General features: G+C 72.1%; 10 protein-coding genes. 4 read left to right on the forward strand and 6 right to left on the reverse strand.

All coding sequences use genetic code 11. The features are described 5' to 3' along the window. Window positions 1-92: 92 nt before the first annotated feature. Window positions 93-971, reverse strand: a complete 879-nt coding sequence (locus ACFQSB_RS03215) for a hypothetical protein (protein ID WP_380824133.1) — start codon at window positions 969-971, stop codon at window positions 93-95. Between the two features lie 197 nt (window positions 972-1,168). Here ACFQSB_RS03215 and ACFQSB_RS03220 point away from each other — a divergent pair, with 197 nt between their 5' ends. After that, a complete protein-coding gene (locus tag ACFQSB_RS03220; protein WP_380824134.1) occupies window positions 1,169-2,041 on the forward strand; it encodes a tyrosine-protein phosphatase in 873 nt (290 codons plus the stop codon). Between the two features lie 11 nt (window positions 2,042-2,052). Here ACFQSB_RS03220 and ACFQSB_RS03225 read toward each other — a convergent pair whose 3' ends face one another. Together ACFQSB_RS03225 and ACFQSB_RS03230 are read right to left on the reverse strand one after the other, a co-directional pair. Then, on the reverse strand, window positions 2,053-3,105 hold the full coding sequence (locus ACFQSB_RS03225; RefSeq protein WP_380824135.1) for a Gfo/Idh/MocA family oxidoreductase: 1,053 nt from the start codon (window positions 3,103-3,105) through the stop codon (window positions 2,053-2,055). Continuing rightward, window positions 3,102-4,007, reverse strand: coding sequence for a proteasome assembly chaperone family protein (locus tag ACFQSB_RS03230; protein WP_354851379.1), 906 nt, complete (start codon window positions 4,005-4,007; stop codon window positions 3,102-3,104). Before ACFQSB_RS03230 ends, ACFQSB_RS03225 begins: the two co-directional genes overlap by 4 nt. Before the next feature lie 683 nt (window positions 4,008-4,690). On the opposite strand from ACFQSB_RS03230, the gene ACFQSB_RS03235 reads away from it, so the two are divergent. Next, the gene (locus ACFQSB_RS03235; RefSeq protein ID WP_380824136.1) at window positions 4,691-5,650 is read left to right on the forward strand and encodes a 4-epi-cubebol synthase; all 960 of its coding nucleotides are present in this window, start codon (window positions 4,691-4,693) and stop codon (window positions 5,648-5,650) included. 170 nt (window positions 5,651-5,820) lie between these two features. On the opposite strand, the gene ACFQSB_RS03240 is transcribed toward ACFQSB_RS03235, so the two are convergent. Further along, window positions 5,821-7,932 carry an ATP-binding protein gene (locus ACFQSB_RS03240; protein WP_380824137.1) on the reverse strand — a complete coding sequence of 704 codons (2,112 nt, stop codon included), beginning with the start codon at window positions 7,930-7,932 and terminating at the stop codon, window positions 5,821-5,823. A 181-nt stretch (window positions 7,933-8,113) separates the two neighbouring features. On the opposite strand from ACFQSB_RS03240, the gene ACFQSB_RS03245 reads away from it, so the two are divergent. Further along, on the forward strand, window positions 8,114-8,281 hold the full coding sequence (locus ACFQSB_RS03245) for a hypothetical protein (protein WP_354851080.1): 168 nt from the start codon (window positions 8,114-8,116) through the stop codon (window positions 8,279-8,281). Window positions 8,282-8,487: 206 nt separating this feature from the next. Here the strand turns inward: ACFQSB_RS03245 and ACFQSB_RS03250 are convergent, their stop codons facing one another. Then, on the reverse strand, window positions 8,488-9,726 hold the full coding sequence (locus ACFQSB_RS03250; RefSeq protein WP_380824138.1) for a hypothetical protein: 1,239 nt from the start codon (window positions 9,724-9,726) through the stop codon (window positions 8,488-8,490). Between the two features lie 470 nt (window positions 9,727-10,196). On the opposite strand from ACFQSB_RS03250, the gene ACFQSB_RS03255 reads away from it, so the two are divergent. Beyond that, on the forward strand, window positions 10,197-11,231 hold the full coding sequence (locus tag ACFQSB_RS03255; RefSeq protein WP_380824139.1) for an aldo/keto reductase: 1,035 nt from the start codon (window positions 10,197-10,199) through the stop codon (window positions 11,229-11,231). A gap of 137 nt (window positions 11,232-11,368) precedes the next feature. On the opposite strand, the gene ACFQSB_RS03260 is transcribed toward ACFQSB_RS03255, so the two are convergent. Further along, window positions 11,369-12,199 (reverse strand): ABC transporter permease, encoded by an 831-nt coding sequence (locus ACFQSB_RS03260; protein WP_354850766.1) that lies wholly within the window; start codon window positions 12,197-12,199, stop codon window positions 11,369-11,371. Between the last annotated feature and the right edge of the window lie 198 nt (window positions 12,200-12,397).

Consider the following 12,397-nt stretch of genomic DNA (forward strand, 5'->3'; position numbering starts at 1 on the left):
GGCAGGCGTAAGCCACCTTTCATGGATTATTGCCGACGAAATGGACTTTCAGGGTTTATAGCGGACGTGAGGCGCGTTACATCGCATTCCCGTCATGCGGCCGAAAGTAGGAGGAGATGGGTGCCGGCCCGCCGAGCCTCCTCGATGCTGCTGCGGAAGACCCGCTCCACCTCGTGGGCCTGCCCGCTCAGCCCCTCCACGGCGGGCAGCGCCGTCTGGTCATCGGCGGTCTCCGCCAGCAGCCGCTCGTAGTCCGGGATGCGCTCCCGCAGCACCCCGAGCTGCCGGTAGGCCCGGTACACCGCGTCCGCCCGCCGCACCTCGCGGGCGTAGTCCTCCAAGGACTCCACGCGGGCGGCCAGCGAGCGGTGCGCCCGTTCGAGCACCTCGTCGTAGGGCGTGAACATCCCGGCGATGTCGGCCGGCACGTCCCTGGGCACGATGCGCTCGTGCTCGCGCCGGGTCCGGGTGAGGTCGGCCAGCCGCACGCCGAGCCGCCACAGCTCCGAGGGGAGGGTCACGGTGTTGGCGATCGCGTCCAGCAGGCCGTCACGGTGGACCCTGGACTCCAGCACCTCCGCGACCGCCCGCTGGGCCCTGGCCAGCAGTTCGCCGCATCGCTCGTCCAGGTCCTCGGGAAGGACGTACCGGCCGGCGTGCCGGTGCGCCACGCGCAGCCGGCGGCGGGCCTCGCGCAGTTTCGGGTCGCCCGCGAGGGCCTGGGCGCCGCCGAGGCCGGTGACGGCGGCGCCGAGCGCGATCATGCCCCACGGGCCGGTCAGCGCGAGGGCGAGCAGCAGCAGCACGGTGACGGCGCAGACCAGGGCGGGGTTCGGGGCGTAGGGCCGGGGCGCCGCCCCCGCGCGCACCGCGTGGAGCGCGTCCGGGCTGGTCCGCAGGGTGGCGGCGACCTCGGCGGGCAGCGCCGGGTCGAGCACGAGCCGGGGAAAGGGCGCGGATGTGTCCACCATGACCTCCTTCGGGGAAGGCGGTTGAGTCGGCGAGCCCCAGGCTCCGGGGGGCGCGGACCCCGGAAGGGCCCGCTCCTTTACATCACGGCCGGGCCGGCGTCACGATGGCAGCCGCCACGTAACGGACATGTTCTTTTGACACTCTGCCCCTGTCGCCTTCTTCGCGCGGACATATAGCGCATATAGGGTTGGATGTGATGAATGAACTAACGAGGTGGATAGCCCTTGACGGCGCCGTGAACGTGCGAGACCTCGGCGGTCTCCCCACGATCGACGGCCGGACGACGCGGTTCGGGCGGGTGATGCGCTCGGACAACCTGCAGGGATTGACCGACGCCGACGTGCAGCGGCTCGTCGGCGAGCTGAAGCTGCGCGACGTGGTGGACCTGCGCTCCTCCGCCGAGGTCGAGCTGGAAGGCCCCGGCCCGCTGACCCGGGTGCCCGAGGTGAGCATCCATCACCTCACCCTGTTCCCCGAGGGCGGCCGCCACACCGACGTCGAGGCCGACACCCCCGCCCAGGACGCCGACCCCGTGGAGGGCACGGCCGCGGGCGCCGGGAACGGGCCGGACGGCCGCGCGCGTCCCCGCATCGAAGGCGACCGCGTGCTGCCCTGGCAGACCAGGAACGAGGAACGCGCCGAGATCAGGGTGCTCGGGTTCTACTACGCCTACCTGCTCGACCGGCCCGACTCGGTGCTCGCCGCCCTGCGCGTGCCGGCGTACGGCGACGGCTCGGCCCTCGTGCACTGCGCGGCCGGCAAGGACCGCACCGGCGTGGTCTGCGCGCTCGCGCTGTCGGTGGCCGGCGTCGCCCGCGACGCCATCGTGGCCGACTACGCGGCGACCGGCGAGCGCATGGAGGCCATCCTCGCCCGCCTGCGCGCCAGCGACACCTACCGCGACGACCTGGACTCCCGCCCGGCCGACAGCCACCTGCCCCGCCCCGAGTACATGGACCATTTCCTGCAGATGCTGGAGACCAGGGACGACGGCCCGCTCGGCTGGCTCGCCCGCAACGGCTGGACCCCCGAGGACTCCGCCGCCCTGCGCTCTCGCCTGCTCGACTGACACCGGACCCGTCATCGCCCGGGGTGCGCCACCTGCGGGTCCAGGGGGATGACGCGGCGTTCCGCCGCCGAGACGCGCGCCGCGCCGAGGACGGCGAGGGCCTCGGCGACCTCCACCGGGTCGACCGGCGGCGGCGCCTCCTCGGTCAGCGCGGCCACGACGCCGGCGTAGAAGTCCTGGTAAGCACCGGGCAGTGTCTCGACCCTGCGGGCCTCCCCGTCCACGCCGAGCAGGCCCCAGCGGTCGGCGGGCTCGGCGCCCCACCCGGGGCCGCCCGGCCGCTCGCCGGCGCGCAGACGCTCCTCCTGCGGGTCCAGCCCCCACTTGACGTAGGCGCCACGCGAGCCGAGCACCCGGAACCTCGGCCCGAGCCGCGCGGCGACCGCGCTCATCCACAGGTGCGACCGGGCGCCGTTCGCATGGGTGAGCGCGATGAACGCGTCGTCGTCCGCGCCCACCCCGGCCCGCCGCACGTCGGCCTCGGCGTACACGTCGGTGACCGGGCCGAGGAACCGCAGCGCCTGGTCGACCAGGTGGCTGCCCAGGTCGTACAGCAGGCCGCCCAGCTCCTCCGGGCCGCCGTTCTCGCGCCACCCGCCCTTGGGCACCGGCCGCCAGCGCTCGAAGCGCGACTCCAGGCGGTGGACCTCGCCGAGGTCCAGAGTGCCCAGGGTGCGGAAGTCGCCGTCCCAGCGGCGGTTCTGGAACGCCGTCAGCATCAGGCCGCGCCCGCGCGCCAGCTCGGCCAGTTCCAGGGCCTCGGCGGCGGTGGCGGCCATCGGCTTGTCCACCACCACGGGGACCCCGGCCGACAGGGCCTGCCGGGCGAGGGGAACGTGGGTGCGGTTGGGGGAGGCGACGACGACCAGGCCAGGGCCGCGGGCGAGCAGCTCGTCCACCGAGGAGACGACCGCGGCGTCCGGGTGATCGCGCGCGACCTGGGCCGCCCGCTCCGCGCTGCGCGTCACCACGGCGGAAAGACGCAGCCCGGGGGTGGCCGCGATCAGAGGCGCGTGGAAGAACGCCCCGGCCGGGCCGTATCCGGCCAGGCCGACATCGATCATGAGTCCTTCTCGTCCCGCTCGGCCAGGAAGCGCTCGAACTGGGCGGCAAGCTCGTCACCGGTCGGCATCGGCGTGCTCTCGGCCATGAGGTTCTCCCGCTCGGCGCCGGCGTTGAAGGCGTCGTACTGCTGCTCAAGACCCTGGATGGCCGTCGAGAGCTCGGTCGAGGCGATGATCTGCTCCTCGATCTCGGCCGTGGTCTTCTCGGCGGCGTCGCGCAGGCCGTCCAGCGGGAACACCAGGCCGGTGCCGCGGCTGATCGCCTCCAGCGCCGTCACCGCCGCGCTCGGGTACTCGGCCTGGGCCAGGTAGTGCGGGACGTGGATGGCGTAGCCGACCGCGTCGTGCCCCCGGGCGCCGAGCCGCAGCTCCAGCAGGGCGGCGGCGCTGCCGGGCACCTGGATGCGGCCGAACGGGCTTCCCGGGCCGGCGGCCAGGCCGGGCCGGGTGCCGTGCGCGGTCATGCCGAGGGGGCGGGTGTGCGGCGCGGCCATCGGGATGCCGTGCGCGGTGACCAGCCTGCCGACGTTGAGCCGGGTGGCGAGCGTGCCGATCGCCTCCACGAACAGCTCCCACTCGCGGTCGGGCTCCGGGCCGCTCATCACCAGGAACGGGGTGCCCGAGGCGTCATGGGCCAGATGCACCGCCAGCTCGGGCGACTCGCAGTCGACCCAGCGGTCGGTGTCGAAGGTCATCAGAGGGCGGCGCGAGCGGTAGTCCAGCAGCCGGTCGACGTCGAACGTCGCCACGACCCGGTGCTCCAGCTCGGCGAGCAGGTGACCCACGGCGAGCCGTCCGGCTCCTCCGGCGTCCACGAAACCCTCGAAGTGGTAGAGCAGCACCGGATCGGTCAGCTCAGGGACATCACCGCTGAGCCGGTAAAGATCCGTCGGGTCGAACACCTTGGGTCCCAGCCTTTCTATCGTCTCTCAACACAGAACCTATGGGATGCGCCGACGATTCCGCCCGGGCGGTCTCCGGCTACGGGAAGCGGCCTCCACCCGCGGCGCCACCGGCGACCCCGCCGCGGCCCGGGGGTCGCTCGCGGGACCGCCCGGCGGGCCGGTGCACGATGGAGGCCGTGCGGGGGCGGGGACGTTCGAGGAGCTCGCCACCCGGACGTTCCAGATGGCCAGGCCGGGCAGGCTGATCGGTCGTGGGCCTACCTGGACGCCGGGTGCCGGGTCGACCTCCACGACGACAACGGCGGCACCCTGCTGATGCTCGACGCCTGCCACGGGCACGCGGCGACCGTCCGGGCGCTGCTCGCGCGGGGCGCCGACCCCGAGCGGGTCGGCGACCGCGGTCGGAGACCGCTCGCCGGGGCCGTGTGACAGGCCGTGTTCCAGAAGAAGCCCGAGGTGGTGGGCGCTCTGCTGGAGGCGGGCGCGGGCCCCGCGCGGGGCACCCCGTCCGCGTGGGAGACGGCCAAGGTGTTCGGACACGCCGAATTCCGGGAATGGTTCGCACGTGAAACGAAATAACCGCGCACATCCGGGCCTATCGCCGTGTAGTTATATGGGCCCTTTGTTGTCATGATGTGGGGATGGCTGATTTAGCGCCGTCCAAGCTCCTTCTTCCGCCTTTGTCGTCTCCATTCCCCAGCCTGGTCAGCCCCTACGCGGAACAGATCGACGCCGAGACCTTCTCCTGGCTGGTCGCCAGCCGGATGATCGTCGACCCCGCCGAACTCGACCGCTACCGCGAGGCCGGATACGGCTGGCTGGGCGCCCGCACCTACCCCTACGCCGCCCACGACATGCTCCGGCTGGTCACCGACTGGTGCGTCTGGCTGTTCGCCTTCGACGACGCCTTCTGCGAGTGCGACCGCCGCGCCGCGGAGATCGCCCGCGCGCTGCCGCAACTGCTCGCCGTCCTCGACGAGGACCCCGCTCCGGGCACGCCCGTGGACAACCCCTTCGCCCGCGCCATGCTGGACATCAAGGGCCGCGTGCGCGCCGCCGGCAGCCCCGACCAGCTCGACCGCTGGCGCACCGTCACCAAGGACTACCTGTTCGCCCAGGTGTGGGAGGCGGCCAACCGCGAGGACGCCGTGGTCCCCACCGTCGGCGACTACATCTTCATGCGCCGCAGGACGGGGGCCATGCTGACGGTCTTCGCGCTGATCGACCTGGCCACCGGGCGCCCGCTCACCCCGGACGAGTGGCGGCAGCCGGACCTCGCCGCGATCACCGAGAGCGCCAACGACGTGGTGGTGTGGGACAACGACCTGCTCTCCTACGCCAAGGAGCGGCGCGGCGTCAACGCCCGCAACAACCTCGTCAACGTGCTCGCCCGCCACCGGCACCGCTCGATCCAGGAGTCGATGAACCAGATCGGCAGGATGCGCGACGCCGCCGTCACCCGGATGGTCGCCCTCCGGGCCGTCCTGGAGGCACTGGGCTCGCCCGCCGTCTCGGCCTACGTCCGGGGCCTGGAGCACTGGATCAGCGGCAGCGTCGCCTACTCGCTCACCAGCAGCCGGTACACCAAGGCCTGGCAGGGAGCAATGCCCGTGTGCGCCGGCCACGCCGGGACGAACTGAACCCCGCCCCGGGCGCCTGACCACCGCGTCGGGGCGAGCGGCCACGCGGAGACCGACCGAATCCCACGCCGGACGTGAGAGGCCGGGCGGGGATCTCCGCGGGGTCGCCCGCCCACGGCGTGGTGGAGCGGCTAGGTGTACTCGGTCACCAACCTGGTGACCGAGTACAGCTAGGAGATGACCTCGCCCGGGTCGATCTCGCCCATGGCGTAGCTGACGGCCTCCTCGAAGTTCATCAGAGAGCCCTGCTGGTAGTGCTCCAGGTAGAGCTCGTCGCCGAGCAGCCGCTTGCACTCCTTCACGCACGCCTCGTGCTCGGTGCCGAAGAACGGCGAGCCGAACTGCGGCAGGCCGAACAGGCGCCAGTTCGCCTGGGCGGCGCCGAGGATGCGCGCCGCCCTCGCCGGCTCGCCCTGGTCGACGGCGAGCTGCGACAGCGTCTCCATCGCCAGGACGGCGCCCAGCACGTCGTGGAAGTGCCGCTTGATGCGCAGCGACTCCTGCGCGCTCTGCACGGCGTCGTGCGTGCGGCCGGTCATCCGCTCGATCGCCGAGGTCGCCCACACCGCGTACGAGCGCAGCCACAGCTCGCCGCGCTCGGTGCAGAGCTGGCGGCAGTCGCGCAGCAGCGACTCGGCCTCGGTCAGCTCGTTCTGCTGGGTCAGCACGACCGCCAGCTCGACGATGGCGGGCAGCAGGCCGGGGTTCAGCTCGCGCCCGCTGCGGTGGAACTCGATGGCCACCCCCAGCAGGGCCGTCGCCTTGTGCAGGTCACCCTGCAGGAACGCGGCGGACCCCTGCATCTTCGTCGCCAGGATGACCGCGATCGAGTCGCCCACGCGTACGGCGTCGGTCGCGCACGCCTCGGCGGCGTCCAGCGCGGCCGCGGTGTCGCCCTGGGCGCTGCGGACGTAGGCGAGGACCCACAGTGCCTTGCAGCGCTCCTTGCTGGGCTGGGGGCTCGCGTGCAGCGCCCGCTCCAGATACAGCCGGCCCTCGCGGGCGAAACCGCAGGCGACCCACATGAACCACAGGGACGACAGCAGTTCGAGGCCGGTGCGCGCCTCGGCCGGGTCGCTCAGGCAGTAGTCCAGCGCGGCGCGGATGTTGTCGTGCTCCTGGCGCATGCGCCCGAACCAGTAGACCTGCCGCGGCCCCGACCAGGCGTGCTCGCCCCGTTCGGCGAGCTGCAGGTAGTACTCGCGGTGGCGGCGCCTGACCCGGTCGGTCTCGCCGAGCTTGTCCAGCCACTCCTTGCCGTAGTGCCGCAGCGTGTCGATGAGGCGGTAGCGGACCCCGGCCCGCTCGTTGCTGCTCAGCAGGATGGACTTCTCCACCAGGCCGGAGATGAGGTCCATGACGTTCTCTGCGGGCAGGTCCTCACTGGCGCAGACGTAGCGGGCGGCCTCCAGCTCGAAGTCGCCGGAGAAGATGGAAAGGCGCGCCCACAGCAGCCGCTCGGCCGGCTCGCACAGCTCGTGGCTCCAGCCGATGGCCGCGCGCAGCGTCTGGTGGCGGGGCAGCGCCGTACGGCTGGCGCCCGCGAGCAGGCTGAAGCGGTCGGTCAGTAACGTGAGGATCTGCTCCACCGACAGCGCGCGCAGGCGCACCGAGGCCAGCTCGATGGCCAGCGGGATGCCGTCGAGCCTGCGGCACAGCTCCGACACCGCGGCGATGTTCTCCTCGTCCACCGTGAAGCCGGGCAGGACCGCGCAGGCGCGCTCGGTGAACAGCTGGACCGACTCGTTGACGAACGGGCTCTCGCCGCCGTCGTCGCCGGGCACCAGCAGCGGCGCCACCGGGATCGTCTGCTCGCCCTGCACGCCGAGCGACTGCCTGCTGGTGGCCAGCACCCGGACGTGCGGGGCGTCGCGCAGCAGTTGCTGGATCAGATGCGCGCACGGGTCGAGCAGGTGCTCGCAGGAGTCGAGGACGACCAGCAGATCGCGCGGGGTCATCCACTCGGTGAGCGTCTCGACCTCGGGCCGGGCGGACTGGTCGGCGATGCCGAGCGCGGCGTTGACGGCGTGCGGCACCATCGTCGGGTCCTGCAGCCGGGACAGGTCGACGTACCAGACGCCGTCGGTGAACTGCGGACCCACCTGGTGGGCGATGCGCAGCGCGGTGCGCGACTTGCCGACGCCTCCGATGCCGGTCACCGTGACGAGGCGGGACTCCTGGAGGCGCTGCCTGATGGTGGCCAGCAGGCGTTCTCTGCCGACGAAGCTGGTGAGCTCCGCGGGCAGGTTGCCCTCTCTGCGCCATCCTGACGGGGGTGCCATGGGCCGCCTCACGGGGGTCGTTCCGGCGTGCTACCTGCTTCCGCATCGTACCTGTGCGAGCGGTTGGCTGTCCTTGCGCCGCGAATGAACGGCGGCGCGTGGTCCCGGTGGTGACTCTGGGACCGATGGTGCCGGTGGGGGTGGCGATCGCACCGCCCGCCGGCCGCGTAGCATTGTCCCCGTGACTGTGCATGAGCCGGATGACCTGCGTCCGGTGGACCTCTTCGATGAGGGGCTGCCGGTGCTGCCAGACCAGACGAGCGACGACACCGACTCCGGTTGGGGCGAGTGGCGCTCATCCGACGATGTGTCCCACCTGCTGGAAGAGCGCCCACCCCACTGGGGCTGACGCCGGGAAGGCCCGCGAACGGCCACCTGGAGAAGCGGCCTTCGAGCCGGGGGCTCACACCGTCGCCCGGGCTTCGCGGCTCGCGGAGCCCATCACCTGTTCGTCACGGCCCGAAGGTCCTCAACCGGCCTTCGGGCCGCCGCCGTCTTCCCCGGCTTTCTTCCTCCGCCTACCCTCTGCCTTCCCTCCGCCTTCCGGCCGCGCGGTCAGGCGCCGACGGCGTCGGCCGCCGGGGCCGAGCCGTTCACGCTGAGCACGCGCTCACGCTGCTCGGTGCGTTCCGCCTTGTCGGGCACCACGATCGCGGGGAAGGTGCCGGTGTCGACGATGCCGTGCTCGTTGTAGGCGATCTCGATGAGCGCGTGGGCGCGCGGCTCCAGCTTCCACAGCGCGCGGTACTCCCTGGCCGTGGTGAGCGAGATGCCGATCTCCCTGGCGATGTCGGCCGCCCGAGGGACGATCTTGCGCTCGATCTGCCGGTCCCAGTAGGACCGGGCCGCGCGCAGCAGGGCGGCACGCTGGGCGGTGTCCACCACCTGCGGGGCGGACTCGGCCTCCATGATCTCGGCCTCCTCGTCGTCGTCGGCGATGTACGCCGCGACGGGGGAGGCGGCCACCGGCAGCGCGTGCTGCCGCTCCTCCTCCGGCTCGGGGCCCCACGGCACCGGCGGGCGCAGGTCGATGAGGGCGCTGGTGTTGTACAGCGCGCCGATCTGCTGGAGCAGGGCCTCCTGGCGCCCGGCGTCCACCGCCAGGCCGGTGTGCTCCACGGCCTGGTCCATGACGCGGTCGAGCCTGGCGAGCGCGGCCCGCATCTTGCGGTCGGGGGCGCCGGCCTCGCGCAGCGCGCGCGCCCGCTTGGCGGCCAGGGCGACGCGGGTGAGCCTGCGATGGGCGTCGACCTCGCTGGCGGTGCGGTCGCTGACCTCGGCCAGCCCGAGCCGGACCATGGCGCGTTCGGGCGTCAGCCGCCACTTGATGCGGGAACGGCCGGTGATGCGGTGCCGTTCGATCGCCATGCCGCGCTCCCACAGCCACGCGGCGACCAGCGGAGCGGCCAGACGGAAGATGGCCTCGGCCATGCTGCGGGCGTCCAGGCTGGACAGCACCGCGGAAAGGCTCGTCAGCGCCCACACGGCGATGCCGTCGATGCCGGCCGAGAAGTTCTCGCGCATGTTGCGGCGGGCGCGCACCGCGCTGGTGATCACCGCGACCTCGATGAACGCGAACAGCAGCAGCCGCAGCGGGCCGTCGAAGCCGAGGACGTCGCCGGAGAAGCGCCACATGCCCTGCGCGGACACGCCGGTGGCGATGCTGGCGGCGACGATGGTGAGGATGTCCTCCGCCGGGCGGTTCTCGGCGAACTTGCGGTAGGCGCGGGAGCCGGCGCGGTAGGCGGTGCGAAGGGCGAAGAAAGTCAGAACCAGAACGACCAGGGCGGACACACAGATGATGGCCGTCTGACCCGGATGTTCGGCTGCGAACGTAGATATCTGCTCGAAGGGGGGCATCAGCTCTGTCCGTCATTCTCGATGTCCGACAGGATTACCGAGAGGATCATTCCAGAATATCGCCGGGTTGTTCACACCAATGCGCATTCGTCTCCGGAAAGTCACATCGCACACCAGCCCCAGGCGCCCCGCGCGTGCACCCATGGCCGGAGGATCCCCCCAGGGCCAGCGGATTAGCCCACGGCAGGTGGGTTCCCCCATGGCCCGCGGGTTCGCCCATGGCCGGTGGGTTCACCCAAGCCTCCGCGCCGCGCCGCCGGCCATCAATGCCGCACAGGCCCCCGCGCCGGCATGCCCACCACGGCTCCCTGAGTGCCGCCGCGACCTTCCGCCACCGCCCGGTACCGGAACCGTAGTAGACATCAGTGCTATCCGTATTTCGTTCGGGTCGAGGAGCTGATCCCATGGAGTACCGCCCCTTCGGACGCACCGGCGTGAAGGTCAGCCCGCTGTGCCTCGGCGGCATGATGTTCGGCTGGTGGGGTGAGAACGGCTACGACGAGTCGGCGAAGATCATGCAGCGGGCGCTCGACGCCGGCGTCAACTTCATCGACACGGCCGACATCTACTCCGGCGGCGAGTCCGAGGAGCTGATCGGCAGGTTCCTTGCCGAGAACGGCCTGCGCGAGCGCGTCTTCCTCGCCACCAAGGTGCACGGCCAGATGGGCGAGGACCCCAACCAGGGCGGCAACAGCCGCCGCTGGATCATGCGCGCCGTCGAGGACAGCCTGCGCCGCCTGCGCACCGACCACATCGACCTCTACCAGGTGCACCGCCCCGATCCCACCGTCGACATCGACGAGACGCTCGGCGTCCTGACCGATCTGGTGCGGGCGGGCAAGGTCCGCTCCATCGGCACCTCGACCTTCCCCGCCCACCAGGTGGTCGAGGCGCAGTGGACGGCCGAGCGGCGCGGCAGGGAGCGGTTCGCCGCCGAGCAGCCGCCCTACTCGGTCGTGGCCCGCGGCATCGAAGCCGACCTGCTGCCCGTCTGTCAGCGGTACGGCCTGGGCGTGCTCGCCTGGAGCCCGCTGGCCGGCGGATGGCTCACCGGCCGTTACCGGCAGGAGGCCGAGCTGCCCCAGAGTAGGCGCTCAGCCCTCCTGCCCGCCCGCTACGACATCGAGCTCCCCGAGAACCGGCGCAAGCTCGCCGCCGTCGAGGCGCTCGCCCGGCTCGCCGAAGACAGCGGGCTGACCCTCATCGAGCTGTCGCTGCGCTTCGTGCTCCAGCACCCGGCCGTCACCTCCGCCATCATCGGCCCGCGCACGCTGGAGCACCTTGAAAGCCAGCTCACCGCCCCCGATGCCCCGCTTCCCGCGGACGTGCTGGACCGGGTGGACGAGATCGTGCCGCCCGGCCTGACCATCAACCCCGCCGACGCCGGCTGGCAGCCCCCCGAACTGACCACCCCCTCCCTGCGCCGCCGCCAGGGCTGACCCCTCCCGCCCCCCCGCAGGCGGGCACGACCCGCTCCCACGACGCCACCATCGGGGGAAGCACACCCACTTCCACGACGCCACCATCACCGCGAGGCCCCGCTGCCGAGCCGCTGAGCGCCGGAGCGGGCGAGGGGTCAGGACACGACGTCCTTGTGACGGAAGCGGCGGAAGGCCAGCGCCGTCAGCACCGACGCGTACGTCACCGACAGCGCCGCCCCCTTGGCCATGCCGCTCCAGTCGAGCTCGGGGACCAGGGCGTCCAGCCAGGCGGTGTTCCAGAAGGTCGGCAGGAACTCCCGCAGCGCGCCGAGCGCCTCCACCGCCTGCAGGATGTTGCTGACGATCACCAGCCCCACCGCGCCGCCGACCGCGCCCAGCGGCGAGTCGGTGCTCACCGACAACAGGAACGCCAGCGCCGCCACGACGAGCTGGCTGACCAGGGCGTACCCGACGACGATGGCGAATCGCGGCAGCACCGCGGTCGCCGGGAAGACCTCCCCGGTGCCGGGCAACCGCACATCGTTCCACCCGAAGGTCACCGTGCCGGCGAGCAACGCCATCAGCGGCACGGTGATCACCGCCACCGCGGAGAAGCCGAGGGCGACCAATAGCTTCTGCCGCAGCAGCCGGCCGCGCGGCACCGGGGCGGCCAGCAGGTAGCGCAGCGACGACCAGCTCGCCTCGCTCGCCACGGTGTCCCCGCAGAACAGGGCGACCGCCACCACCAGCAGGAACGTGGCCGACACCGACAGCGTGAACGCCGCGAAGTTGAGCCCGCCCTGTGTGGCGAGATCGGACAGCCTCAGAGAGTTCTGCTGCGTCGGCGCGGGGCCGAGCGAGAACGCCACGACCAGCACCCACGGCAGGGCCAGCAACAGCCCGAACATCACCGCCGTCCGGCGCCGCTTGAGCTGGCGCACGATCTCCACCCGCAGCGGCAGCGTGCGCCCCGGCGCATACGACACCCCCGCCGGGACATCACGAGCCCCCCCGGCCGCCACCCCCGGCGGCGTCACGCCACGTCCCCCATCAGTCCGAAGAAGACGCCTCCAAGACGTCCCCCAAACCCGTCGGCCATCCCGCCCGCCAGGCGTGTCATGCCGTGTCTCCGATCAACTCCGGAGAAGACGTCTCGAAGACGTCCCCGAAAGCCGTTGCACATC

It is taken from the genome of Sphaerisporangium rhizosphaerae, assembly GCF_042665155.1.
Classification (GTDB): domain Bacteria; phylum Actinomycetota; class Actinomycetes; order Streptosporangiales; family Streptosporangiaceae; genus Sphaerisporangium; species Sphaerisporangium rhizosphaerae.